The organism is Streptomyces sp. NPDC030296 (assembly GCF_055572815.1).
Genome location: NZ_JBVICQ010000004.1, coordinates 52,469 through 76,345, shown reverse-complemented (window position 1 = coordinate 76,345; position 23,877 = coordinate 52,469). Strand labels below are relative to the sequence as shown.

The window sequence follows — 23,877 nt, the reverse complement described above, 5'->3', positions numbered from 1 at the left end:
CCGCCGGTACGCCGGCGGGGCCCTCGGGCTGTGCGGGTGGCCGGTGCCGACCCCCGGGTCGTACGGTGGCCGGTGTCGGCCCCCGTACTACGCGGTGGCCGGTGCCGGCTCGATCGCGGCGATCTCCAGTTCCCGGCCGCTGCGCAGCTCGGTGGAGGGCCGGTCGCAGCGCGGGCACCAGAAGAACGGCGGCATGCCCACCGCGAACTCCTCCGCACACGGGCCGCACCAGGCCAGTGCGGGGACCTGCTCGACCTGGAGCCGGGCCCCGGCGAGGGCGGTGCCGTCCCGGGCCACCTCGAAGGCGAAGCCGAGGGCGTCGGGGACGACGCCCGCCAGCTCCCCGACCCGGACGGTCACCGCCGAGACGGAGTCCGTGCCGTCCGCACGGGCCATCTCATCGGCCCGTTCGATGATCGCGGTCGCGATCGACAGTTCGTGCACGGTCGGCTCACGGATACCGGTGGCCGGCGCGGAAGCCACCGGCCATCCGCCAGATCCGCGCCTCGCGGCGCAGGCTGGGCAACTCCCACAGGAGCAGCGCCAGGGCCACACCGCCGACCATGGCGGCCTCGGCCATCAGGACCCGCTGTCCGGTCATCCCGCTCCGTCCGCGGTGGGCGGCGGCGGGCCTTCGTGCACGCATGTACGTCATCATTGCGGCGACTCCCTGCTGTCTCATCCCGGTGAGATGTTCGGCATGGCCTCCGCGAGGGTGTCATGCCGCTTCCAGTGGATCCCGGTGGAACGGCGCGCGTCGGCGGTGCCGTCCTCGTGGTGTCCCTTCTGGTCCTTGTACGGTCCCCGGTTGCCCTGGTGCATGCCCATGACGTGCCGGGGCGTGTCGGGCCTGGCCTGGGCCCGGCCCACTCTGATGCTGCCCATGAGGTGTGCTCCTTCCTCGCCTCCGACCTGCGGAGTGCGTGGTCATGACCGCTCGGTGAGGTCCTCGAAGAATTCCTCGACGGCCGGCCAGACCCGGCCGCCGCCGGACAGGCCGCGCCACTCGCGGCGTACGAGGGCGACCATGCGGTAGCAGTCGTCGATCGGCACGATCCAGTGGTGGTCGAGGCCGTGGACGGTGTTCACCAGGAGGGCCTCCACATCGGGTTCCATGCCGGCGAGCGGCGGACACGTCCCGGTCAGCTCCTTCCAGGCCGAGGCCTCCACCTCCCACCGCATGGCGCCCGCGGGGCTCGGGCCCTCGGCGGTGACCGTGCCGTCGGTCCGGGGCACGAAGAACACCAGGCCGACCGGCACCCCGAGGACGGCGGTGTCCAGGTGGGGCAGCCGCACCCGGCGCCGGGGCACGAGCCGGTGGTAGCCCTCCGCCGCCTTGGCGTCGGCGAACAGCACCGAGCAGGGGCCGCACACGCAGCGCACCTCCGCCTGCCCGGTGTCGTAGAGGTGGGCGTGCTCGTCGGCGACCGGTGCGGCGCACAGGTCGCAGACCTCCGCCCCGGCCGCCGCGGCGCGGTCGGCCGAGGACCGGATGAGGCGGGCCAGCGCCCCCTCGGTGGTCATGGGGCACCCCGGCGCTTGAGCGTGGTCAGCGGCACGAAGGCGGGGGCCGGGGCCTCCGGAACCGGCTCCACCGCCGTCAGCTCCGGAGCCATGGCGAGCACCGCTTCGCGGACGGCGGCACTCACGTCGCCGCCGCCCCCTCCGCCGCCGCACCCGGATCCGCAGCCGCCGCCCGACGTCAGCCGTACCCGGGCCACGTCCCCGGCCACGCCGGCCCATTCGACGTCGCCGCCGCGTTCCCGCACGGCGGGCCGCAGGCGTTCGACCGCGCGGACCGCCCGCCGCTCGGGGGGCTCGGGGTGGATGTCGTGCAGCACCAGCAGGTGGCCGAGCAGTTCGTCGTCGGCGAGGCGTTCGGCGAGGGGCGCGTCCGCCTGGTCCAGGACGCGGGCCAGGGCCTCACCGTAGACCTCGGTGAGCAGCCGTACCGCGTCGGTCGCCGCGCGGGCGGCGGGGCCGGGCGCGGACTCGACCTCCTCCAGCAGCTCGTCGAGGCGGGCCAGCCGGGCCTCGACGTCGGGGGCCGTGAGCCGTGCGGGGGCGGCGGCCTCAGCCATGGTTCGCCCCGTACGTCGGCGAGTGGAGGGTGGTCAGCGTCTTGCCCTTGCCGACGTACATGTGGACGCCGCACGGCAGACAGGGGTCGAAGCTGCGCACGGTGCGCATGATGTCGATGCCCTTGAAGTCGTCGGGCCCGTTCTCCTCGAAGATCGGCTGGCCCTGGACGGCGTCCTCGTACGGGCCGGGGGTGCCGAACTTGTCGCGGGGGCTGGCGTTCCACGGGGTGGGCGGGTACGGGTGGTAGTTGGCGATCTTCTTGTCCTTGATCACCAGGTGGTGGGAGAGGACGCCGCGCACGGCCTCGTGGAAGCCGCAGCCGATCGCCTCGTCGGGCACCTCAAAGTTCTCGAACACCTTGGTCTCGCCGGCCCGCACCAGCCCCATGGCCTCCTCCAGGAACTGGAGGGCCATCGCGGCCGCGTAGGCGACGAAGTACGGCCGGGCGCGGTCGCGTTCGATGGTGTTGCTCCACTGCGGGATGCGCCACTCGAACGTCGTCTCCGGGAGCTTCTCGCCCTTGGGCAGGGAGATCCGCACGCTGTGGCCGGTGGCCTTGACGTACGGGGTGTCGACGAGGCCGCTCAGCGCGGTCGACCACAGGCGGGCGAGGGGGCCGCCGCCGGTGTCGAGGGCGAGGTGGTCCCCGGTGCGCGGGTCGAGCCAGCGGGGGCTCATGACCCAGCTGTACTTGTCGTCGAAGTTCCGCTTCTGCGGCACCGGGACGGTGGTCTGGTTCCACGGGTGGCGCATGTCGACGGGGTTGCCGAGCGGGTCGTGGGTGACGAACGGCTTCTCGTTGACCCAGTCTTCGTAGTACGAACTGCCCAGCATGATGCGCAGGCCGAGGTTGATGTCGATGAGGTTGTTGGTGACGAGCTCACCGTCGACGATGACGCCCGGGGTGACGTACATCTGCTTGCCCCAGGTGTTCATCGTCTCGTAGCGGTAGTCGACGGTCATGGGGTCCTGGAAGGCGCCCCAGCAGCCCAGCAGGACACGGCGGCGGCCGACCTCCTCGTAGCCGGGCAGCGCCTCGTAGAAGAAGTCGAAGACGTCGTCGTTCATGGCGACGGCCTTCTTCACGAAGTCGATGACCCGCATGAGCCGGCTGAGGTAGTCGGTGAAGGTGGTCGGCTGCGGCATCGTGCCGACGCCGCCCGGGTACAGCGTGGACGGGTGGACGTGCCGCCCCTCCATGAGGCAGAACATCTCGCGGGTGATGCGGCTGACCTTCAGGGCCTCCTTGTAGACCTCGCCCTCGAAGGGGTTGAAGGCCCGCATGATGTCGGCGATCGTGCGGTAGCCGTGGATGTCGCCGCGGGGTGCCGAGGTGGCCTCGGCGCGGGCCAGCACACCGGGGTTGGTGGACTTGACCATCGCCTCGCAGAAGTCCACGAAGACCAGGTTGTCCTGGAAGATCGTGTGGTCGAAGATGTACTCCGCCGCCTCGCCGAGGTTGACGATGTAGTCGGCCAGCGGGGGCGGCTTGACGCCGTAGGCCATCTGCTGGGCGTAGTCGGAGCAGGTGGTGTGGTTGTCGCCGCAGATGCCGCAGATCCGGGACGTGATGAAGCCCGCGTCGCGGGGGTCCTTGCCCTTCATGAACACCGAGTAGCCGCGGAACAGCGACGAGGTGCTGTGGCATTCCACGACTTCCCTGTTGGCGAAGTCGATCTTCGTGTAGATGCCCAGGTTCCCGATGATCCGGGTGATCGGATCCCAGGACATGTCCACGAGTTGTGGCGGCTTGCGCTCGGTGGGCCGGGCCTCGGTGGTGGTCATGTGCGGTGCTGCCCCTCGCTGTCGGCGTGGTGTGGGTGGGGGTCTGGTGGTGCTTGGGGATCTCGTGGTTCTTGGGGATATGGCTGGTGGTGCTTGGGGGGGGCTGGTGGTGCTTGGGGGGCTGGGTGGTGCCTGGGGGTGTGGGTGGTGCCTGGGGGTGTGGGGGTGGCGCGGGTGGTCGGTCCCGCGGCACCGGGACGCGGTGCCGCGGCGTCAGGGGCGGTAGCGCGGGTTGTAGCCGCTGGTGAGCTTGCGCTTGTTGTGGCGCCACCTCGGCTCGTGGTTCACCAGTTCGTTGGTCATGCCGCGCAGCCGGCGGATGACCGCGCCGTACGGCTTGATGGCGAGCGACGACAGGGTGCCGCCCGGCGGCTCGTCCATGAACGGCATGAACGCGTCGGGGAAGCCGGGCATGGTGCAGCCGATGCAGATGCCGCCGACGTTCGGGCAGCCGCCGATGCCGGCCATCCAGCCGCGCTTGGGCACGTTGCAGTTGACCACGGGTCCCCAACATCCTGTCTTCACCAGGCACTTGGGCGAGTTGTAGTCCTTGGCGAACCCGGCCTGCTCGTAGTACGAGCCCCGGTCGCAGCCCTCGTGGACCGTCTTGCCGAACAGCCACTGCGGGCGCAGCATGTGGTCCAGCGGCGGCGGGGGCGCGGAACCGGCCGCGTGGTAGAGGACCCAGACGAGGGTCTCCATGAAGTTCTCGGGCTGGATGGGGCAGCCGGGCACGTTGACCACGGGCAGCCCGCCCTGGGAGGTGTAGTCCCAGCCCAGGTAGTCGGCGAGGCCCATGCAGCCGGTCGGGTTGCCGGACATGGCGTGGATGCCGCCGAAGGTGGCGCAGGTGCCGGCGGCGACCACGGCCCAGGCCTTGGGGGCGAGTTGGTCGATCCACCAGTTGAGGGTCTGCGGCTCACCGGTCTCCGGGTCGTTACCGAAGGACGTCCAGTAGCCGTCGCCCTCGATGATGTTCTGGTTGGGGATCGAGCCCTCGATGACGAGGATGAAGGGGGCCAGGTCGCCGCGTGCCGCCGCCCGGTAGGGAGCGAGGAAGTCCTCACCGCCCAGGCTGGGGGACAGCACCTTGTTGACGAGGTTGACCTTCGGCAGGCCGGGGATCAGCCCGAGGACCAGGTCCTCGATGGAGGGCTGGCCCGCGGCGGTCAGCGAGACGGTGTCGCCGTCACAGCTCATGCCCTCGGAGATCCACAGGATCGTGATCTCGTCGAAGCCCTCTCGGTCCTCGGCCCGGCTGGGTTCCTCGCTGACTTCGGTGGTACTGCTGCTGGTGGTCATGTCATCGGCCTCCGCTGCGGCGGGTCTCGGAGTCGGTTGTCGAGTGCCGCGCCGAAGCTGCGGCGGGAGCCGGTTTCGACGGCTCGTCCGGCGGTGTGGCGGGCTCCAGTGGTTCGAGCTCGTCGGGCCGGAAGTAGAGGAAGCGGCCGTACCAGGTGTGCAGTTCGGACGCGGGGTCGTCGTCGAGGGTGACGGCGAGATGCACGCTGCCGTCGACGTCGTGGAAGACGGCGGCCACCTCCGCGGTGCGCCCGGCCAGGAACATGTCCTGGGCGTCGGCGCTCCTGCGGGGCCGCAGCCGTACCCGGCTGCCGCCGCCGACCGGCACCCCGTCGACGAGCACGGTCTCGGTGGTCGGCGAGAGCCCGTCGTCGGCCCCCTCCTGCCACCAGACGGGCCGCTCGGACGCGACCGCCGCGGCCACCGCGGGAGCGGCGCAGGGGGGCGCGGGTGCCGGGGTGGTGGCGACCGGAAACAGGCCGGCCGGGTCGGTGTACGGGGCCGGGCCGGGGGCCTGCGCGGCAGCGACCGGGGCGGTGGTGGGGGTTGACGGGGCGGTGGCGTGGGTGGTCGACAGGACGGTGGCGGGGACCGACGGGGCGGTGGCCGAAGTCGTGGTTGTGGGAGCGGCGGTGACCGGGGGCATGGCCCCGGGAGCGGCGGGGACCGGGGGCATGGCTGCGGAAGCGGCGGAGACCGAAGTCGTGGCCGCAGATGCGGCGGTGACCGGGTTCAGGGAGCGGACCGCGCCGTGGAGGCGGGCGAAGACCTCCGGGGGCATGGTGTCGACCCGGTCGAGGATCGCGGCGGCGCGCGGGTCGGTCGCTCGCGCCTCCCGCTTCTCCTCGTCGGTCAGCAGCATGGTGCGCAGCGTGAGGATCTCGTCGATCTCCGCCGCGTCGTGCAGGTCTCCCGGGCTCTCCGGGGCCACCTGGGGGTGGTCGGGCAGGATGATCGGCGCGGAGAGCACGACGGCGCCGGCGGGGGGCTCGTCGGCGAGGACGGGGAAGGTGAACTCGTTCCGGCAGGCCCGCGCCTGATCGGCCAGTTCCCCCGGCGGGTCGATCAGCGAGACGAACTCCACGCCGACCCCGCCGATGAGGGTGTGGGTGGCGATGAGCGCCCGCCGCAGCGCCTCGTCACGAGGCGCTCGGGGCTCCAGGCCGTCCACGGCGTTCGCGGTGCGTACGCGGAGCCGGAACACGTCGTTCGCGAGTCGCTCGGCCGTCAGGGTGACGTTCGCCCTCACCTCCTCCCGGCGCCGCACCACCCGCCCCGCGCGACCCGGCAGGGGCTCGATGTCCTCGCCGGCCGCCGCCTCCACCGGGACGGTGCTCTCGCCGCCCAGCAGGTCGTCCAGCGCAACGACGATCTCGGTCTCGCGCGGCACCGCCTCGTCGAAGGTCAGATGGACCGTGCCGTCGTCGGTCCGCAGCGACGCGACCGGGCGGTGGCCGCCGTCAGGGCCGACTTCCTCGACCTGCTTGTGCTGCGTCTGCAGGTGACGGAGCCTCACCCGGACGTTCGCGCCGGGCCGCCGGACGCGCAGCAGGCACTCGGTCCGCTGGTACCAGGAGTCGGCGGAGCCGGAGACACCGGGGACCACGGGGCCGTCCGCCTCCACCCACTGCCGGGGGAACAGCACCCCGAACTGCCAGCGGACGCGGTTCTTCGCGGACGACCGCCGGTAGGGGTAGAGGAGGTAACCCTCGTAGAGGACGGCGTCGGCGACGGCGGTGATCTGCTCGAAGACGCCGAGGGACGGGTCCGGCGGCAGGCCGGTGTCCATGCCCGTGGCCGGGCACACCGTGCCGCTGTCGACCGGTCCGTACGCCATCGCGCCCTCCTTCTGCTCGTGTGCCGGCTCATCCCTTCCACCACCGTCACACCGCTCACGCTCTCCCGCCTCCTCCGGCCGAGCGGACTGAGCCGTTCGAGGGGACGTCCGGCGCGTCGGCTTTGCCGCACCCTCTTGACAAGCCCGAACCCCGAACAGTCAGCTTCCATTAGGCAGAAAATAGATTCCACCTTATGGAAAAATAGGCGCCGGGGAAGTACTGGGTAGCGGCATGGAAGGGAGCGTCTGAGGCCCCATGGGATTCGCGGCGCAGCGCTTCAACGTCAACCTGTCGATCCTCGTCACGGAGCTCCCGCTCCTGGAGCGCACGCGCTCGACGGCGCCGGTGTCCGGCTGACGGGACTCAACTTCTACGCCGGCCGGCTGCCGGGCCCGGACCTCGGCGCCCTGTCGATCCCCGGCGAGGGGTGGGGACCTGGGGGCCGCGCCGGAGGTCCTCCACGGCGGACTCGCCGGCTCGACCGTGTTGACCCGCGAGAAGGACAACTTCCTGAACCGGGACTTCACGCCGGGCTTCCGGATCGACCTGCACCACAAGGACATGGGCATCGTCGCCGACGCCGCCCGCACCGTCGGGGCCGCGCTCCCCGTCGGCGTCGTGGTGGCCCAACTGGCGGCGTCGCTGCGCGCGCAGGGCGACGGCGGCCTGGACCGCTCGGCGCTGCTGCGGGCCGTGGAGCGCCTCTCCGGCGCCCGGCTCTGAGGCTTCCGAGGGCGGCCAAAGCCTCCCCGAACTTCCGGTCCGCGGCGACGCCGACATCTGTCCTGTCGCGCCCAGGCGCCACCGCGGTCCGGAACCCCCGACGAACTCGATGAACTTGATGAACTCCATGAACCAGGCGCACCGGGGGCGCGGGCCGACGCCGTCGTGCGCCGCCGCGGTCCCGGGGCCGGCGCGCTCCGGACCCGTCTGTCTACGCAACGGGGCGTAGAGCGCCTACGGAACCCTCAAATCAACCTCTGAACCACCGTCGAAGGGCTTCAACTGCCCCTGGGTGCGGGCACATCCTCAACACACGAGGCCCGCCGGCACGGGGGCGGCGGGCCTCGACGGGGAGAAAGCTCCGTCATGGGTACGGGGGAGCGCGTTCTCGCGGGCACGGGGGAAACGGGGGTCCGTGGGATCGCGGGTTCGGCGAACGGGGGACAGAGGTTCGCGGGATCTGGGGAAACGGGGGGCACGGGGGAAACGGGGGCCGTGCGGCGGTGTGACAAAGCGGCTCGCATCATGCGAGGTCACACCGGCGCACGGCCCCCGCCCACGTTGGAGACCAACCCCTCTCAGACCTTCAGCGTCCGGTACCGCGCCGCGAGCTTCTTCGCCTCCTCGAAGGCGGCGCCCAGGTCGGCCGGGTCGGTCACGCGGATCGTCTTGCAGCCGAGGCCCTCGGCGCCCTTGACGTGGTCGACGCCGTAGACACCCGGCTCGGGCGAATTGACGTTTGGCGGCGCGACCGGGGTGCCGCAGGGGCAGGCGGGCGCGGCGTACCGCGTGGGAGTCGCTGGGAGGGGCGTCAAGGGCGGGACCGCCGATCGTCCGCGCCTGTCGTGGTGTTCCCCTGCCGGCGCGCGCCCGGCTGGAGGACGATGAGGGGGCTGTCGCGACGGACCCGGTGAGCTCGGTGGTGGGGTGGGACATGAGCGAGACCATGGCGGTGCGCTGCCCGGAGTGCGGGCGGGAGCACCGGTACGCCGCGCCCGCCTACCCCTGCGCGTGCGGCACCCCGGTCGCGCCGCCCCTGAACTGGCGCGCCGCCCCCGTCCCCATCACCCACCGCACCTGGGACGAGGACTGGGTCACCGTCCGCTGCGGGAGCTGCGGACGCGCGGACCAGTGGCCCCATCCGGAGCTGGGCTGCTCGTGCGGGACCGTGCTGCGCGTGCCCGTCACAGCCGCCGCCCAGCCGTCGGGCACCGGGGGCGGCGACCCGGCCGAACCGCCCGTGGAACCGCCCGTCGCGGCGCGGGCCACCTTCCAGCCCGTCACTATTCGCACCGCGCGCGACGCCGTCACCGCCGTCGCTCTCTATCTGCGCTGGCTGGGCTACAGGGACATCCGCCGGGCCGACCAGCGCCAGCCGCACGGCGTCGGGCTCGCCGCGCGCGGCGTCCTGGCGCAGGTGCACCCGCTGGTCCAGCCGGCCGCGCCCCGCGACGTCGAATGCCTGTGGCTGTCCGCGATGGCCGAGTCCTGCGACTGTGTCTGCTTCTCGCTCGCCGGATACACGGACGACGCCCGGGACCGCGCCGACGCTCTGGGCGTCGCCCTGTTCGTCCTGGACCTCACGGGCACCCCGCAGCCGGTGAACGCGGCCGCGGTGGAGCTGGTCGCGACCGGCGCGGGAACATGATCGGCGGCCGACCCGAACGGTTGGGCACTCGGGGCGGGCGGTTCGGACACGACGGCGGACGGTTCGGCACACGGCGACGGCGACGGACACGTGGGCCGCACCCGGGCCCCCGCGCGCGACCGGCCGGGGGCCCTGAGCTCGGGAGGCCGCCTATCCGGTCGCGTACCGCTCCCGCAGTTCGATCTTGCGGACCTTCCCCGAGACCGTCATCGGGAAGGCGTCCAGGATGCGCAGCGCGCTCGGGATCTTGTAGTGCGCCAACTGTCCGTCGCAGAAGGCCCGCAGCTCCTCCAGGCTGGGCGGCCGCGCGGGGTCGCGCGGGATGACGCAGGCGAGGACCTCCTCGCCGTACCGCTCGTGCGGCACGCCGACCACCTGCACGTCGGCGATCCCCGGGTGGCCGTACAGGAACTCCTCGATCTCCCGCGGGTAGATGTTCTCGCCACCTCGGATGATCATGTCCTTGATCCGGCCGACGATCTCGACATACCCGTCCTCGCGCATCACCGCGAGGTCCCCGGTGTGCATCCACCGGCCCGCGTCGACGGCCTCGGCGGTCTTCTCGGGCTCCTCCCAGTAGCCGAGCATCACGCTGTAGCCGCGGGTGCACAGCTCCCCCGCGGTGCCCCTCGGTCGGGTGACGCCGGTGGCCGGGTCGACGATCTTCACCTCGATGTGCGGGAGGACCCGGCCGACGGTGCCGGTGCGGTGCTCCAGGTCGTCGTCGCGCCGGGTCTGGGTGGAGACGGGCGAGGTCTCCGTCATGCCGTAGCAGATGGACACCTCTGCCATGTGCATGTCGGCGACGACCCGCTTCATCACCTCCACCGGGCAGGGCGAGCCCGCCATGATGCCGGTGCGCAGGGACGACAGGTCGTAGGACGCGAAGTCGGGGAGGTTCAGCTCCGCGATGAACATCGTCGGCACGCCGTACAGGGCCGTGCAGCGCTCCCGCTGGACGGCCTCCAGGGTGGCCTTCGGGTCGAAGGACGGGGCCGGGATGACGACGCAGGCGCCGTGCGAGGTGGCCGCCAGGTTTCCCATGACCATGCCGAAGCAGTGGTAGAAGGGCACGGGGACGCACACCCGGTCCTGCTCGGTGTAGGCGATCGACTCGCCCACGAAGTAGCCGTTGTTGAGGATGTTGTGGTGGGAGAGGGTCGCCCCCTTGGGGAAGCCCGTGGTGCCCGACGTGTACTGGATGTTGATCGGGTCGTCGCAGGACAGCTCCTCGAACGGGACGGGGGTGCCACGCGCGATCAGCGCGTCCCAGCTCGGGTCGCCGATGTACACGGTCTCCCGCAGCCGCGGGCAGTTCCCGCGCACCTGCTCCACCATCGCCCGGTAGTCGCTCGTCCTGTGGCTGAGCGAGGCGAACAGCAGCGACACCCCGGCCTGGTTGAGGACGTACTCGACCTCATGGGTGCGGTAGGCCGGGTTGATGTTCACCATGATCGCGCCGATGCGCGCGGTGGCGTACTGGACGAGCACCCACTCCGGGCAGTTGACCGCCCAGATGCCCACCCGGTCGCCCTTGGCGATCCCGCTCGCGACCAGCCCGTACGCCAGCCGGTCGACGTCCGCCGCGAACCGGGCGTAGGTCCAGCGCCGCCCGGACGGCACGTCGACGAGGACCTCGCGGTCCGGCCAGGCGGCCACCGCGCGGTCGAGGTTGGCGCCGATGGTGTCGCCGAGGAGGGCCGTGCCGCTCGTCCCGTGCGCGTACGACGGCGCTCCCGTGGGCCCGCCGCTGCCGCTCACCGGAAGTCCTCCTCGCGGTACTCGGCGTCCGAGCCCTCGGCGGTGGCCTCGCGCAGCTCGATACGGCGGATCTTGCCCGACACGGTCTTCGGCAGGTCGGCGAACTCCAGCCGGCGGACCCGCTTGTACGGCGCGAGGACGGTCCGGGAGTGCTCGAAGAGGATCTTCGCGGTGTCGGGGCCCGGCTCCCAGCCCGCCGCCGGCACGATGTACGCCTTCGGCACGGCGAGCCGCAGTTCGTCCGGCGCGGGCACGACGGCCGCCTCCGCGACCGCCTCGTGCTCCAGCAGGGCGCTCTCCAGCTCGAACGGGCTGATCTTGTAGTCGCTCGCCTTGAACACGTCGTCGGCGCGGCCCACATAGGTGATGTAGCCGTCCTGGTCGCGGGAGCCGATGTCGCCGGTGCGGTAGTAACCGCCCGCCATGGCCTCCGCCGTGCGGTCGGGGTCGCCGTGGTAGCCGGTCATCACGCCCACGGGGCGGGTGGACAGGTCGAGCGCGATCTCGCCCTCGTCGACGTCGGGGGCGCCCGAGACGGGGTCGAGGAGGACGACCTTGAAACCGGGGCTGGGCCGGCCCATCGAGCCGGTCTTCAGCTCCTGGCCGGGGCTGTTGGAGACCTGCACGGCGGTCTCGGTCTGGCCGAAGCCGTCCCGGATGGTGACGCCCCAGGCCCGGCGCACCTGCTCGATGACCTCGGGGTTGAGCGGCTCGCCGGCCGCGACGACCTCGCGGGGCGGGGTGCGCAGCTGGGTGAGGTCGGCCTGGATCAGCATCCGCCACACCGTCGGCGGGGCGCAGAAGCTGGTGACGCCCGCGCGTTCCATCTCCGACAGCAGCCGGGCCGGGTCGAAGCGGGTGTAGTTGTGGATGAAGACGGTCGCCTCCGCGTTCCACGGGGCGAAGAGGTTGGACCAGGCGTGCTTGGCCCAGCCCGGCGAGGAGATGTTGAGGTGGACGTCCCCGGGTTTCAGGCCGATCCAGTACATCGTCGCCAAGTGGCCCACGGGGTACGACACATGGGTGTGCTCGACCAGTTTCGGCCGGGCGGTGGTGCCCGAGGTGAAGTACAGCATCAGCGGGTCGGAGGCGTTGGTCTCGCCGTCCGGCGTGAAGTCTGCGGGTGCGGCGTAGGCGTCCTCGTAGGGGCGCCAGCCGTCCGCGGTGCCACCGACGGCGACCCTGGTGTAGCGGCCGGGCACCTCGTCGAACTTGGCTGCGTCCTCGGCCCGCGCGATCACATGCCGGACCCGGCCCCGCTCGACGCGGTCACGCAGGTCGGCGGGGCCGAGCAGCGGGGTGGCGGGGATGACGACGGCGCGCAGCTTCATCGCGGCGAGGGCGGTCTCCCACAGCTCCACTTGGTTGCCGAGCATGACGAGGACCCGGTGGTCGGCCCGTACGCCCTGGACGCGCAGCCAGTTCGCGACGCGGGAGGAACGCTCGGACATCTCGGCGAAGGTCAGCCGGGTCTCGGTGCCGTCCTCCTCGACGATGTGCAGGGCCGTCCGGTCGTTCCCGCGTGCGATCTCGTCGAACCAGTCGAGTGCCCAGTTGAAGAAGTCGGGGCGCGGCCACGTGAAGCCCTCGCAGGCCGTGGCGTAGTCCTCCCGGTGGGCCAGCAGGAAGTCCCTGGCCGCCCGGAACTCCTCCGTGGCGCTCGTCCTCGCCGACATGTGTCCTCCTCATTGCCGGACCGTCGCCTGACATCGTGTAATGCGTGATACGCGTCTCACTACCCCCGAACGGGGGTGCGCCGCGCGGAAAGGGCGAGTTCGTGGCAGTGGATTCCTTCGGTCCCGTCGATCCTGCTTCATCCGGTTCGGCGGACATGCGCGGCGCGCTGAACCGCTTGAGGCTGGCCACCGGGCTGCCGCTGGCCTTCGCCGGGCTCGTCGAGCCCGGCCCCGGGCAACTGCGCATCAGTGAACTCCAGGGCAACCGGACGACCTCGCTCAGCGGGCTGTCCGTGCACTCCGGGAACGGGCTGGGCGGCAAGGCGGTGGCGCTGGCCCGCCCCTGCTGGGTGACCGACTACTCCTCGTCCCGGCAGATCAGCCACGAGTACGACGCCGCCGTCGCCGCCGAGGGCATCCGCTCGGTCCTCGCCGTCCCCATCGTCGTACGGCGCCGGGTGCGCGGAGTGCTGTACGGCGCCCTGCGCGCGCCCCAGCCGCTGGGCGACCGCACGGTCGGGGCGGCGATGGAGGCCGCGCGGGACATGGAGCAGGCCCTGGTGGTGCGGGACGAGGCACGGAACCTGCTGGCGGCGGCCCGGCCGCCGGAGGACGGGTCACCGGGGGCGTGGGAGGAGATCCGGGAGGCACATGGGGCGCTGCGGGCGCTGGCCCCCCGCATCGTCGACCCGGAGCTCCGGCGGGAGCTCCTCCAGGTGTGCGGCCGGCTGGCCGGTGCCGCCGCCGCGGACACCCCCCGTCCCGACGCGCCCGCCCCGCCCGCCCCGCCCGCCGGGCCGCGGGTCGCCCTCACCCCCCGCGAGCTGGATGTCCTGTCCTGCGTGGCGCTCGGGGCGACCAACGCCACCACCGCCGACCGCCTCGGCCTGCGCCCCGAGACGGTCAAGGGCTACCTCCGTTCCGCCATGCGCAAGCTGGAGGCCCACACCCGCCTGGAGGCGGTGGTGGCGGCCCGCCGGGCGGGGTTGCTGCCGTAGGACTCCGCAGGCGCTCGCCGCGTGCCGGGGCCGTAGGACTGCGCAGGCGCTCGCCGCATACCGGGGCGGAGGGAGGATGGTGGTGGAGCGGCGTCCGCCGTCAGCCCTCAGGGGCGGACGGGGGCCGTCGTCGGCCCTCGCGGGGCCGAGTCGGTCGGTCATGGCCGGCGCGCATCGGTCGCGCGGGGCGGTGAGGGAGACCGGGCGATGGTTCGGGATTCATGTTTCGGGCGTGTGAAATTCCTTATGCCGTACCCTTCCTGTTATTTCCCTCACCACGCTGCGTTCCGAAATTCAAGGACTGGTTGCCTAATATTGGCCCGGACACGACACAGAGGGGAGCGGTGGCCCGTGCATCGGGACTTCAAGGAGCCTGGGAGACCCCGCCCCGACCTGGTCATAGGCAGGGAGGAGCTGTTCACCGCGGCGCGGGAGCAACTCGCGCGTGGCGGCAGCGTCCTCGTGCACGGCTCGGCCGGTATCGGTAAATCGACCGTTCTGCGCGCACTGGCCGCTGAATACGACACGACGGCCCGTACGGTCCTGCGGTGCTCGGCGACCGAGTCCGAGTCGCACCTGCCGTTCCTGGCCCTGACCGATCTGCTGGGCCTCGTCGTCGACGAGGTCTCCGACCAGTTGCCCGCCCCGCAGCGCACGGCCCTGGAATCCGCGCTCACCGGACGTGGGGAGTCCACGCTCCAACGTGACGGTCTCGCCCTGCGTCTCGCCGTCCTGTCGACCCTGCGCGCCCTGGCCGCGAAGGGCCCCGTCCTGATCGTCGCGGACGACCTCCAGTGGCTGGATCCGGCCAGTGTCGAGCTGCTCGGGTTCGCCGCCCGCCGCCTCGGCGAGATGCCGGTCCGCATGCTGTGCGCCGTCCGCACCTCGACGGACCCCCATGGTCACGAGCAGGACAGGTATCTACGCGCGTCCCCGTCGGACACCCTGGCCCTCAGGGTCAACCCGCTGTCCCGGGCGCATGTCGCCGAGCTGCTGGAGAACCGCGGCTACACCGGACTGCCCCGCTCCACCGTGCGGGACATCCACCGCACCAGCGGCGGCAACCCCCTGTTCGCGCTGGAGCTGGGCCGCGCCCTCGCCGACAGCCCCACCCCGCCCCGTCCGGGCGAGCCGCTGCCGGTGCCGACCTCGCTGCGGACCCTCGTACTGAACCGGCTGGACATGCTCCCGGCGGAGGCCCGCCGCACCCTGCTCGTGGCCAGCGCCGGTGCCCGGCCCACCCTGGCCCTGCTGCGTGCCGCCGGACGGGAGAACGCCGAGGCGGAGACCGCGCGCGCCGTCGAGCTGGGCCTGCTCGCACCGGAGCGGGAGAGCCCCGGCGTGCGCTTCGCGCACCCCCTGGTGTCGGCCGCGCTGTACGCGGAGGCCACCGCCCAGGAGCGGCGGGCCGCCCACGCCGCGCTGTCCACCGCCGCCGTCGACCCCATCGAGCGGGCCCGGCATCTGGCGCTGGCCACCACCGGCGCCGATCCGCAGGTCGCCGCCCGGCTCGGTGAGGCCGCCGCGGTGGCCCGGGACCGGGGCGCGCCCTCGGTCGCCGCCGAGCTGGGTCTGCTCGCGGCCCGGCACACCCCGGCCGACGCGACGCCGTCGCCGGACGAGCGGAGGCTCCAGGCCGCCGAGGACGCGCTGACCGCCGGCGAGAACGACCTCGCCCGGGACATCGCCCGCGAGGTGCTGAGCCGGGCCACCGAGCCCGCCGAACGCGTCCGCGCCTGGATGGTGGTGATCGAGGCGGCCGGCCAGTCGATCGCCGAGGTCGACGCCGTGTACCCGCAGGCCCTCGCCGACGCGGGCGACGACCCCCGGCTGCTCGCCCTGGTCCACTACCAGCTGGCCTGGCGGGCACTGGTCATCGACGGCGACTTCGCGGCGGGCCGCGAGGAGGCCGCGCGCTCCGCGGAACTGGCCGCGAGGGCCGGGGACCGCCGTACCGAACTGCTCGCGCTCGCCCACCAGGCGCAGGTCGAGACGTTGATGGGGCACCCGGACGCGCCCGCGACGATCAAGAAGGCGCTGAAGGAGCCGCAGGACCCGCAGCTGGCCTGCCACCACAACGGGGCGGGCGCGACCCGCTTCCGCTGGCTGATGATGAGCGACCAGTTCGGCGACGCCCGGGCCACAGCCACCGCGCTGCTGCGCGAGGTGCGGCGCCGCGGCATGGTCGAGAGCGAGGTGCACTACGTGCGCTTCCTCGCCGAGATCGAACTGCGCACCGGACACTGCGGCCGGGCCCTCGACCTCGCCCGTGAGGGGTACGGGCTCGCCCGCGACTCCGGCATCGGCGAGGGCGCCTCCGCCATGCTCACCTCGCTCGCCGAGGCCGCCGGCGGCGATGTGGAGCGGGCGCGGGCGCTGGCCCGGGAGGCCGCCGAGCACGCCGAGCAGGACGGCGACCTGATGTACCTCTCGCGCGCCCTGGGCGCCCTCGGCCACGCCCAGTTGGTGTCCGGGGACGCCGCGGGCACCGTGCGGTCGCTGCGCCGGGTACGGGAGTTGGAGGAGGGGCTGGGGGTCACCGACCCGGCCCGCGGCCGCTGGCAGGCCGACCTCGCCGAGGCGCTGGTGCGGGTAGGGGAGATCGCCGAGGCGCAGGACGTCATCGACGTCACCCGGCAGCGGGCGATGCGTCTGGGCCGCGAGAGCATCCTCGCGGCCCTCGACCGGGCCGAAGCCCTCGTCCGCGCGGCGCGCGGTGAACACGACGCCGCCGTACGGCAGTTGACGTCGGCTCAGGACCGGCTGGCCAAGCTGGGCTGCGGGCTGGAGGAGGCACGGGCCGCGTACGCCCTGGCGTGTCTGCGCGCCATGCCCCGGGCACTCGGTGTCGCTCCGCGCCCAGGGGTGGCCCCCGTACCCGGTCCGGCCGCGTACGACGAGGCGTCCCGGCTGTTCCGCCGCTGCCGCGCCCTGCCCTGGCTGCGTCAGGTCGAGCAGCTCTCGGCCGCCCCGGCGCCCGTGCCGCAGCCCGCGATCGCCCCGTCGGCTCTGGACGCCCTCGCCGGGCTCGCGGCGACGGAACGGCAGGTCGCCGAGCTGGTGATGGAGGGCGCCACCAACCGGGAGATCGCCGGGAAGCTGTACATCAGCGTGAAGACGGTCGAGGCGACGCTCACCCGGGTCTACCGGAAGCTGGGGATCCGGTCGCGTGTGGACATCGTGCGACTGGCGGCGGGACACCGTACGAACTGACCTCCCCGGGACCGGTGTACGACCCCTCCCGGGGACCCGTGTGCGAAGGCTTCACGTCGGCCCCGACGCGGCCCTGCCCTGCCATGCCCTGGCCGGGGCCGGTCCTGCCTGCCCTGGTCCGAAGCCCTTCCGGCTCCAGCCTAGGCTCACCCCACGCCCCGGGTCATCGAGGGTTTTCCCTCCCCAACTCCCTTAGGGGGATCCCCCATTGGGGAGCGTTCACAAGCGGCCATACGTTTTACGCCGTGCCGCACGCCAGGGCACACAGACCGGCCCACCGCCCCCGCTCGGCTCCCCCGAGCGGGGGCGGTACCCGCAGGGCTCCTGTGCACCACCCCCACCCGCGCGTCCCCCACCGGCAACCCTCCCCCCATGAGGAGAACCATGTTCGGGTTCAACCGTGCCAGGAAGACGATCGTCGCCGCCGCGGCGACCGCCGCGGCCTCCGCGGCCGCTCTGCTGGCCGCCCCCGGCGCCGTCGCCGCTCCCCAGCCCATCGTCGGCGGTACGACCACCACCGCGAGCGCCTACCCGTACGTCATGCAGATCACGAACGCCTCGCAGAGCCAGTTCTGCGGCGGCACCCTGGTGTCCGCGACCAAGGTGATCACCGCGGCCCACTGTGTCGACGGCAGAACGACCAGCAACACCCGTGTCGTCGGCGGCCGCACCTACCGCAACGGCACGGACGGCACCGTCCGGACGGTCAGCCGCATCTGGATCCACCCGAGCTACACCTCCGCCGAGTCGGGCAAGGACGTCGCCGTCCTGACGCTGTCGTCGTCGATGCCGTACACCCCGGTCTCTTACGTCACCTCGTCGCAGACCGGCGTCTACGCGGCCGGCACCACCGCTCGCATCCTCGGCTGGGGCACCACCTCCTCGGGCGGCTCCTCCTCCAACCAGCTGCGCACCGCGACCGTGCCGACCGTGGCCAACTCGGTCTGCGGCAGCTCCAGTTCCTACGGCTCCGCGTTCATCGCGAGCGACATGGTGTGCGCCGGTTACACGTCCGGCGGCGTGGACACCTGCCAGGGCGACAGCGGCGGTCCCCTGATCATCGGGGGCGTCCTGGCAGGTATTACTTCCTGGGGTTACGGCTGCGCCGACGCGCAGTACCCCGGTATCTACACCCGGCTGACCACCTTCTCCAGCACGGTGGCCGCGCAGGTCAACTCCTGAGCGGAACGGGTCGGCCCGTGAGCTCCTGAGGCACGTCCTCAGGTGATGTCAGGGGGCGTTGCGAACCTGCCACGAGCGGTTCGCAGCGCCCCCTCTCCACGTCCGCAGCGTCCGCCACTTCTCGGTCACGTCCCGGTCGCGTCAGTTCGCGACGGTGCCGAAGCGGATGTCGTACGGGCCGCCGCCCTCACCCTCGCCCTCACCGGGGAGCGTCCGGAGGGTTCGCTCGGCCTCCGCGACGAGGTCCGTCCGCTGCTCCGCGGTGAGGCGAACGAACGGCTCGAGGACGACGGCGGGCCCGTCGAACTTCCAGATTCCCGCGAGGAATCCGTCGACGAGGAAGGTCCGGTACGCCTGATTGCCCTGCCAGCTGCGGCCCTTGAGGTCGGGCGGTACGACACGCGAGCGGTCGGCGTGCGAGAGGAGCAGGTTGTCGAACTCGGGCAGCAGACGGGGCGGCGCCGGGGTCTCCGGGTCGGGACGGGGCGCGTCGGGCAGGTCGAAGAGTTCGACACCGCTCTCGTCGCGGAAGGTGACCAGCTCCGGGCGCAGCCGCTCGAACGCCTCGCGCAGCCGGGTCAGCCCGGCCCAGGTCTGCATGTCCTTGACGGAGGCGGGTCCGAAGGCGGCGAGATAGCGGCGTACGACCGTCTCGGGCGCCGGGGCGGGTGCTGCGGGACGGCCCAGCCAGTGCTCGGCGGTGGTCAGCGCGACCTGGCCGCTCCTGCCCCACAGTCCGCGCGGGGTGACCTGCACCAGCGGCAGTCGGCAGCGCGCGGCGATGCCGAGGGCGAGCGGATCGGCGTCGGGCCACTCGACGAGCAGGGCCTCGCGCAGTTGCTTGAGGGTGCGCGGCTCCTCCTCCACCAGCTCCCGGGCCAGGGAGGTGAGCCGGTCGAGGTCGACGCCGACGAGGCCCTTGCGGAACAGCTGCAGTTCCCGTTCGCGGGCGGGCTGCACGAGGGGCCGCAGGGTGAGGCAGTCCTCGGCGGTGTGGGTGTGGATGGTGGACCGCATGGTGACGATCCGGACGACGGCGCGCTCCGCCATCAGCGTCGACAACTGCTCGGGGGCGAAGCCCTCCAAGCGGGCGGCGAGGGCGTAGTACGGCGGTTTGACGTTCTGTGCCTGGAGCCCGAGCAGATGCTCGACGGCACCGCTCACCGACATCTCGGCCACCGGCGCGCGGCGCAGCAGCAGTTGCCGGGCGAGGGTGGCGCGGTTGAGGGCGCGCGCGCCGAGCAGGGGTGCGGTCGAGGTCGCCTTCTTCGTCATGAGGGAACGCTAACGGCCCTTGCGGACAGCTTCTGTCCGCGACGCACGGCGGGACGGACAGAGAGCGTCCGCGACGCACGGCGGGACGGGCAGAAGCGGGCGCCCGGCGGGATCGGAACTCCCGGGGCCCGTGCCACGGTTTGCCCCGGATATCCTGCTCGAAGATCACACAGACAGATGTGCGACTCCGGAGGCGAACCGATGGCCGAACGACGTGCCCGCCCAGCCTCGAAGAGCGCCAGGGGGTCGGTCTGGCGCCGCGCGCTGACCCCGCCCGCGCCGCCGGCGGGCCGACCACCGGCACCCCGGCCCGGACCGGCGGATCCGGATCGGCCGGACCGGGCGGCCAGTGTCGTGCAGGCGGTCCTGTACGAGGACGGCGTACGGGTCGCCGCGCCCGCGACGCTCGCCGAGACCTTCCGCGCACTGCGGGAGGCCCCGTCGGGCATGGCATGGATCGGGCTGGCCCGTCCCACCGAGGGTGAACTGATCTCGCTGGCGACGGAGTTCGACCTCCATCCACTCGCCGTCGAGGACGCGATGGAGGCCCATCAGCGCCCCAAGCTGGAGCGCTACGGCGACACCCTGTTCGTCGTGCTGCGCGCGGCCCGCTATCTCGACGCGCCGGAGGAGGTCGACTTCGGCGAGCTGCACGTGTTCGTGGGGCCGGACTTCGTCATCACGGTCCGCCATGGCGCGGCGCCGGACCTGTCGGCGGTGCGCCGCCGCATGGAGGAGACCCCGGAACTGCTGAAGCTGGGCCCGGAGGCGGTGCTGTACGCCATCCTCGACGCGGTGGTGGACGACTACGTACCGGTCGTCGCCGGCGTACAGAACGACATCGACGAGATCGAGACCGAGGTGTTCGGGGGCGATCCGGAGGTGTCCCGTCGCATCTACGAACTCTCCCGTGAGGTGGTCGAGTTCCAGCGGGCCACCCGCCCCCTGGTCGGGATGCTGCACGGCCTGATGGCCGGTTTCACCAAGTACGAGACGGACGACGAACTCCAGAGCTACCTCCGCGACGTAGCCGACCACGTCACCCACACCAGCGAACGCGTCGACGGCTTCCGCCAGGCCCTCACGGACATCCTCACGGTGAACGCGACGCTGGTGACCCAGCAGCAGAACGCGGAGATGCGGGCCCTGGCGGAAGCGGGCTTCGAACAGAACGAGGAGATCAAGAAGATCTCTTCCTGGGCGGCCATTCTCTTCGCTCCGACGCTGGTCGGGACGGTCTACGGGATGAACTTCGAGCACATGCCGGAGTTGCACTGGGTATTCGGATACCCCTTTGCCATCGCCCTCATGGCTGCGGTTTGTGCCAGTTTGTACGTCATCTTCAAGCGGCGAGATTGGCTCTGAGCAACCATCGAGTGAGGACCCACACCACAGGCTGGAGACCCCCGATCGTGGCCGTCTCGAACGCCCCTGACGACGCTGGCGAGAATCTGGGGAGAATGAAACGCGCTCCGTTTCGCCGTTCCCTCCCCCGCTGGCAGCACCAGCCTCGATCAGTCTTCACGCAACCCCAGCCACTGGAAGCACGGATCGTCACACAGAGTAAGCGGCCTGCCGGACGACGGAACACCAAGGAGGGACGCAGCGATGCTGCGCCCCCCTTTCTCGCGGCTCGAGGAATCGTCTCTCCTACACGGCCACAGCGGCCTCGGAAGCACGGCCCAGCAGGGCGTCGATGGCACCACGTCCCTTACCGCCAGCCTCCGGCATGAAGTGGGTGTAGTAGTCCAGGAACCGGCCGCGTTCCGGTCCTTCTGCGGCGGGCTTCGGCAAGTCTGTCCCCTGGCGAGCGTGTGCGCCCGCCAGGCTTCCTGCTGTGAGGCGCTGACCAGGCCAGATCCCGGTGTCCGGCAGTGGCGTCCTTGTCGTCGTGCGGAGCAGTCAATGCCCGACACGCGCGCAGAAGTGTGACGGGGTGTCAGTGGTGCCCCCTTATGGCCCAGTCTTGTAGCCAAGTCGCTTCCATTCCCGCTTTGTGACGACTCGTCACATGCCCCGTTCCGGACTCTTTAACGCCCGATCGGCCCCTTTCTGGTGTCCCCCATGGATTTCTGAAGTGGCGACAGAATTCGGCGTGAGTAGGTTCATTCTTAGGCGGCCGGGTCGGCTGGCATCCCTGAGAGATGGAGAAGCGAAATGCCTGCGAGAGGAAGAAGCGGAATGCGAACGCGTACCGCGGTCGGGATCGCATTGTCGGTGGGCGTCACCGTCGTGGCTGTAACCACCGTGGACTATGCGTCGGCTTCAAATTCCGCGTCCGCCCCGTCGGTGCAAGAGGTTGCTGCCTCCTTGCCGCAAGGAGGAGACATGGGAGGAAACGGCCAGACGGGAGGCGACGGCCAGACGGGAGGCGACGGCCAGACGGGAGGGAACGGCCAGGCGGGAGGGAACGGCCAGGCGGGAGGGAACGGGCGGGCGAGGTACGGCGACCGTTCGGACGATCACGGACGGGTCTATGTCAACGAGCGAACGTATTCGGTCGAGGGGGGTGAGTGCATCGCTGTAATCAGTAGTCCGGCGACCAGCTTCAACGTCCGGAACGAAACCGACAACAGGGTAGAATTCTTCACCGGGATTACGTGCGACAACGGTGCGGCAATTGCGACCATCGGGCGCGGAGACTCCAGCAACGCAATCCCCGGAACAACGGTTTTCGATGGAGCCGCGGTGCCGTTCGCGCTCGTCGGCAGCTTCCGGGCAATCGACAGGCATCACCACTGACCCCTGCCAGGCGCAGCGGTGTCCCTGCCCCTCACCCCGGCCGTCTGCTCACGGAAGGAGAAGGCGAGGCCGGCATGCGCGGCCTCGCCTTGATCCCGGAGCAGCAGAATCAGGGCGCTGACGCAGTCGCAGTACGGGAGGGCAAGGGCTCATGGAGATGCAGGACACCGCCCGCATCGCCCTCACCGACAACCCCAGCGTCCACACCGGACGCCCGTCCCGGTAGTACGGCGGGCCGGGCCTCGCCTGTCGTGTCGTCGGCCGGATAAGCGGCGGGCTTGGGGGTAGAACGGCTGTTGGCTCGCGAGAACGCGCGGGCCGGAGCATGCCCGGCGAAAGGGCTGTTCCCGGGTATGACACGAAGGATCGACCAGCATGGCCAGCGGCACCGTGAAGTGGTTCAACGCCGAAAAGGGCTTCGGCTTCATCGAGCAGGACGGCGGAGGCCCGGATGTCTTCGCCCACTACTCCGAGATCAACGGCAACGGGTACCGCGAGCTGCAGGAGGGCGAGCACGTCACCTTCGACATCGGCCAGGGCCAGAAGGGCCCGCAGGCGCAGAACATCACCCGCGGCTGAGCGGGCGGGAGAGAACTGAATGTGAGGCGGCTGCCCGGTACGGCAGTCGCCTCGCTCATGCCCGCCCGCGAGCTACAACCGGCGTGGACCGCCCGTGCCCCCGTTCAGCGCTTCTACGGCCCTCAGCCGCCGCACCCCACCGGCCGATGAACCGGCCCAGGGTGCGGCGCTGCTGTTCCTGGTGGGCGATCTGCTGCGCGAGCACGGCACGGTCGATGCACGGGTTGACGGCGGCCGGACCGGGCGCGGCGGCTCGGCCGGCTCCAGGGCTTCGACCTCCGGCGGGCTTCGCGGGGATGTCCCGGCGTACGGCGGACAGGCGGGCCGACATGCTGAGGGCATGGACGACACACCAGGTGAGAGGCGTGAAGGATGACGCTCACCCGCTTGCCGATCAGCCGGATGGGGACCGAGTAGCGGTTCGTGCGGACCGGGTTCGGTTCGGGTCCCACCTGCTGGCGGCGTCTGGCCGAGTGGCAGCGGGCCGGAGTATGGGAGGAACTCCAGCGGGTGCTGCTGGACCGGCTTCGGGCAGCGGACCGCCTCGACTTCTCCCGTGCCACGATCAACGTCTCGCACGTGCAGGCCAAGAGGGGGCGAGGGCAGCCCAAAAGTCGGTCCGAGCCCGGTTGACTGTGCACGGCCGGGCTCGAAGCGCCACATGCTGACTAACGCCTGCGGCACCCCCGTTGCGCGTGTCCCTGACCGGCGGTCAACGCAAGGACGTCACCCAGCTCCTGCCCCTAGTCGACGGGCTGCCGCCGGACGCGGCAAGCGGGGCCGGCCCCGGCGCAAGCCCCGCACGTCATACGCCGACCGCGGCTACGACCACGACATCTACCGCCGCCGACTGCGCGAGCGCGGCATCACACCCGAGATCACCCTGCGCGGCGAGCCGCACGGCTCCGGCCTGGGGCGAGTTCGATGGGTTGCCGAGTCGGCCATCGCCTGGCTCCACGGCCCCCGCCGACTGCGGATCCGCTGGGAAGCGCGCGACGACATGCACGACGCCTTCCTCCAGCTCGCCTGACCCTCGCCCCAAAGAATCCAGCATTCTGAAAGGACCCCTTACT

At 71.7% G+C, this 23,877-nt stretch carries 20 protein-coding genes and 2 pseudogenes; 10 read left to right on the top strand and 12 right to left on the bottom strand.

Annotated elements, in window-relative coordinates; translation table 11 throughout:
* Positions 1-87 precede the first annotated feature (87 nt).
* The 8 genes from hypA to ACZ4Z3_RS12255 all read right to left on the bottom strand — a co-directional run bounded on the left by hypA (position 88) and on the right by ACZ4Z3_RS12255 (position 7,006).
* Positions 88-444 carry a hydrogenase maturation nickel metallochaperone HypA gene (hypA, locus tag ACZ4Z3_RS12290; protein ID WP_468501418.1) on the bottom strand — a complete coding sequence of 119 codons (357 nt, stop codon included), beginning with the start codon at positions 442-444 and terminating at the stop codon, positions 88-90.
* Between the two features lie 7 nt (positions 445-451).
* On the bottom strand, positions 452-646 hold the full coding sequence (locus ACZ4Z3_RS12285; RefSeq protein WP_468500901.1) for a hypothetical protein: 195 nt from the start codon (positions 644-646) through the stop codon (positions 452-454).
* 32 nt (positions 647-678) lie between these two features.
* Positions 679-885 (bottom strand): hypothetical protein, encoded by a 207-nt coding sequence (locus ACZ4Z3_RS12280; RefSeq protein ID WP_468500900.1) that lies wholly within the window; start codon positions 883-885, stop codon positions 679-681.
* Positions 886-927: 42 nt separating this feature from the next.
* Positions 928-1,524 (bottom strand): DUF5947 family protein, encoded by a 597-nt coding sequence (locus tag ACZ4Z3_RS12275; protein WP_468500899.1) that lies wholly within the window; start codon positions 1,522-1,524, stop codon positions 928-930.
* Complete coding sequence (locus ACZ4Z3_RS12270) at positions 1,521-2,081, bottom strand: NifU family protein (RefSeq protein WP_468500898.1); 561 nt, start codon at positions 2,079-2,081, stop codon at positions 1,521-1,523. The genes ACZ4Z3_RS12275 and ACZ4Z3_RS12270 overlap by 4 nt, the downstream gene beginning before the upstream one ends.
* Positions 2,074-3,867, bottom strand: a complete 1,794-nt coding sequence (locus ACZ4Z3_RS12265; protein WP_055511628.1) for a nickel-dependent hydrogenase large subunit — start codon at positions 3,865-3,867, stop codon at positions 2,074-2,076. The genes ACZ4Z3_RS12270 and ACZ4Z3_RS12265 overlap by 8 nt, the downstream gene beginning before the upstream one ends.
* A gap of 213 nt (positions 3,868-4,080) precedes the next feature.
* The gene (locus ACZ4Z3_RS12260; protein WP_468500897.1) at positions 4,081-5,169 is read right to left on the bottom strand and encodes an NADH-quinone oxidoreductase subunit B family protein; all 1,089 of its coding nucleotides are present in this window, start codon (positions 5,167-5,169) and stop codon (positions 4,081-4,083) included.
* 1 nt (position 5,170) lies between these two features.
* On the bottom strand, positions 5,171-7,006 hold the full coding sequence (locus ACZ4Z3_RS12255) for a hypothetical protein (RefSeq protein WP_468500896.1): 1,836 nt from the start codon (positions 7,004-7,006) through the stop codon (positions 5,171-5,173).
* 256 nt (positions 7,007-7,262) lie between these two features.
* Here ACZ4Z3_RS12255 and ACZ4Z3_RS12250 point away from each other — a divergent pair.
* Positions 7,263-7,432: pseudogene (locus tag ACZ4Z3_RS12250) on the top strand (hydroxypyruvate isomerase); the annotation flags it as partial.
* Position 7,433: 1 nt separating this feature from the next.
* Positions 7,434-7,730, top strand: a pseudogene (locus ACZ4Z3_RS12245) (NAD-binding protein); the annotation flags it as partial.
* A gap of 578 nt (positions 7,731-8,308) precedes the next feature.
* Here the strand turns inward: ACZ4Z3_RS12245 and ACZ4Z3_RS12240 are convergent.
* A complete protein-coding gene (locus tag ACZ4Z3_RS12240; RefSeq protein WP_468501461.1) occupies positions 8,309-8,545 on the bottom strand; it encodes a hypothetical protein in 237 nt (78 codons plus the stop codon).
* A 119-nt stretch (positions 8,546-8,664) separates the two neighbouring features.
* Between ACZ4Z3_RS12240 and ACZ4Z3_RS12235 the strand changes: the two genes are divergently transcribed.
* Entirely contained in the window at positions 8,665-9,378 is a 714-nt protein-coding gene (locus ACZ4Z3_RS12235) for a hypothetical protein (protein WP_468500895.1), read from the top strand.
* A 150-nt stretch (positions 9,379-9,528) separates the two neighbouring features.
* Here ACZ4Z3_RS12235 and ACZ4Z3_RS12230 read toward each other — a convergent pair whose 3' ends face one another.
* Positions 9,529-11,139, bottom strand: coding sequence for an AMP-binding protein (locus ACZ4Z3_RS12230; RefSeq protein WP_468500894.1), 1,611 nt, complete (start codon positions 11,137-11,139; stop codon positions 9,529-9,531).
* Positions 11,136-12,815 carry an AMP-binding protein gene (locus tag ACZ4Z3_RS12225; RefSeq protein WP_468500893.1) on the bottom strand — a complete coding sequence of 560 codons (1,680 nt, stop codon included), beginning with the start codon at positions 12,813-12,815 and terminating at the stop codon, positions 11,136-11,138. Before ACZ4Z3_RS12225 ends, ACZ4Z3_RS12230 begins: the two co-directional genes overlap by 4 nt.
* A gap of 155 nt (positions 12,816-12,970) precedes the next feature.
* Here ACZ4Z3_RS12225 and ACZ4Z3_RS12220 point away from each other — a divergent pair, with 155 nt between their 5' ends.
* The 3 genes from ACZ4Z3_RS12220 to ACZ4Z3_RS12210 all read left to right on the top strand — a co-directional run bounded on the left by ACZ4Z3_RS12220 (position 12,971) and on the right by ACZ4Z3_RS12210 (position 18,208).
* Positions 12,971-13,813, top strand: coding sequence for a LuxR C-terminal-related transcriptional regulator (locus ACZ4Z3_RS12220; protein WP_468501417.1), 843 nt, complete (start codon positions 12,971-12,973; stop codon positions 13,811-13,813).
* Positions 13,814-14,164: 351 nt separating this feature from the next.
* Positions 14,165-17,026 (top strand): helix-turn-helix transcriptional regulator, encoded by a 2,862-nt coding sequence (locus ACZ4Z3_RS12215; protein ID WP_468500892.1) that lies wholly within the window; start codon positions 14,165-14,167, stop codon positions 17,024-17,026.
* Positions 17,027-17,410: 384 nt separating this feature from the next.
* Positions 17,411-18,208 carry a S1 family peptidase gene (locus ACZ4Z3_RS12210; protein WP_468501416.1) on the top strand — a complete coding sequence of 266 codons (798 nt, stop codon included), beginning with the start codon at positions 17,411-17,413 and terminating at the stop codon, positions 18,206-18,208.
* Positions 18,209-18,349: 141 nt separating this feature from the next.
* On the opposite strand, the gene ACZ4Z3_RS12205 is transcribed toward ACZ4Z3_RS12210, so the two are convergent.
* On the bottom strand, positions 18,350-19,483 hold the full coding sequence (locus ACZ4Z3_RS12205; RefSeq protein WP_468500891.1) for a winged helix DNA-binding domain-containing protein: 1,134 nt from the start codon (positions 19,481-19,483) through the stop codon (positions 18,350-18,352).
* Between the two features lie 201 nt (positions 19,484-19,684).
* Between ACZ4Z3_RS12205 and ACZ4Z3_RS12200 the strand changes: the two genes are divergently transcribed.
* The 4 genes from ACZ4Z3_RS12200 to ACZ4Z3_RS12185 all read left to right on the top strand — a co-directional run bounded on the left by ACZ4Z3_RS12200 (position 19,685) and on the right by ACZ4Z3_RS12185 (position 23,834).
* Positions 19,685-20,848 carry a magnesium and cobalt transport protein CorA gene (locus tag ACZ4Z3_RS12200; protein WP_468500890.1) on the top strand — a complete coding sequence of 388 codons (1,164 nt, stop codon included), beginning with the start codon at positions 19,685-19,687 and terminating at the stop codon, positions 20,846-20,848.
* Between the two features lie 963 nt (positions 20,849-21,811).
* Positions 21,812-22,225, top strand: a complete 414-nt coding sequence (locus ACZ4Z3_RS12195; RefSeq protein ID WP_468500889.1) for a hypothetical protein — start codon at positions 21,812-21,814, stop codon at positions 22,223-22,225.
* Between the two features lie 375 nt (positions 22,226-22,600).
* On the top strand, positions 22,601-22,804 hold the full coding sequence (locus tag ACZ4Z3_RS12190) for a cold-shock protein (RefSeq protein ID WP_468500888.1): 204 nt from the start codon (positions 22,601-22,603) through the stop codon (positions 22,802-22,804).
* Positions 22,805-23,465: 661 nt separating this feature from the next.
* Entirely contained in the window at positions 23,466-23,834 is a 369-nt protein-coding gene (locus tag ACZ4Z3_RS12185) for a hypothetical protein (protein WP_468500887.1), read from the top strand.
* The last annotated feature ends 43 nt before the right edge of the window (positions 23,835-23,877 follow it).

Bases quoted from the DNA above. Each gene is read 5' to 3' on its own strand.
- ACZ4Z3_RS12200 (WP_468500890.1), top strand. From the start codon at position 19,685: ATGGCCGAACGACGTGCCCGCCCAGCCTCGAAGAGCGCCAGGGGGTCG.
- ACZ4Z3_RS12235 (WP_468500895.1), top strand. From the start codon at position 8,665: ATGAGCGAGACCATGGCGGTGCGCTGCCCGGAGTGCGGGCGGGAGCAC.
- ACZ4Z3_RS12185 (WP_468500887.1), top strand. From the start codon at position 23,466: ATGCTGACTAACGCCTGCGGCACCCCCGTTGCGCGTGTCCCTGACCGG.
- ACZ4Z3_RS12190 (WP_468500888.1), top strand. From the start codon at position 22,601: ATGGCCAGCGGCACCGTGAAGTGGTTCAACGCCGAAAAGGGCTTCGGC.
- ACZ4Z3_RS12255 (WP_468500896.1), bottom strand. From the start codon at position 7,006: ATGGCGTACGGACCGGTCGACAGCGGCACGGTGTGCCCGGCCACGGGC.
- ACZ4Z3_RS12270 (WP_468500898.1), bottom strand. From the start codon at position 2,081: ATGGCTGAGGCCGCCGCCCCCGCACGGCTCACGGCCCCCGACGTCGAG.
- ACZ4Z3_RS12205 (WP_468500891.1), bottom strand. From the start codon at position 19,483: ATGACGAAGAAGGCGACCTCGACCGCACCCCTGCTCGGCGCGCGCGCC.
- ACZ4Z3_RS12195 (WP_468500889.1), top strand. From the start codon at position 21,812: ATGGGAGGAAACGGCCAGACGGGAGGCGACGGCCAGACGGGAGGCGAC.
- ACZ4Z3_RS12210 (WP_468501416.1), top strand. From the start codon at position 17,411: ATGTTCGGGTTCAACCGTGCCAGGAAGACGATCGTCGCCGCCGCGGCG.
- ACZ4Z3_RS12225 (WP_468500893.1), bottom strand. From the start codon at position 12,815: ATGTCGGCGAGGACGAGCGCCACGGAGGAGTTCCGGGCGGCCAGGGAC.
- ACZ4Z3_RS12265 (WP_055511628.1), bottom strand. From the start codon at position 3,867: ATGACCACCACCGAGGCCCGGCCCACCGAGCGCAAGCCGCCACAACTC.
- ACZ4Z3_RS12280 (WP_468500900.1), bottom strand. From the start codon at position 885: ATGGGCAGCATCAGAGTGGGCCGGGCCCAGGCCAGGCCCGACACGCCC.
- ACZ4Z3_RS12285 (WP_468500901.1), bottom strand. From the start codon at position 646: ATGCGTGCACGAAGGCCCGCCGCCGCCCACCGCGGACGGAGCGGGATG.
- ACZ4Z3_RS12260 (WP_468500897.1), bottom strand. From the start codon at position 5,169: ATGACCACCAGCAGCAGTACCACCGAAGTCAGCGAGGAACCCAGCCGG.
- ACZ4Z3_RS12220 (WP_468501417.1), top strand. From the start codon at position 12,971: ATGCGCGGCGCGCTGAACCGCTTGAGGCTGGCCACCGGGCTGCCGCTG.
- ACZ4Z3_RS12275 (WP_468500899.1), bottom strand. From the start codon at position 1,524: ATGACCACCGAGGGGGCGCTGGCCCGCCTCATCCGGTCCTCGGCCGAC.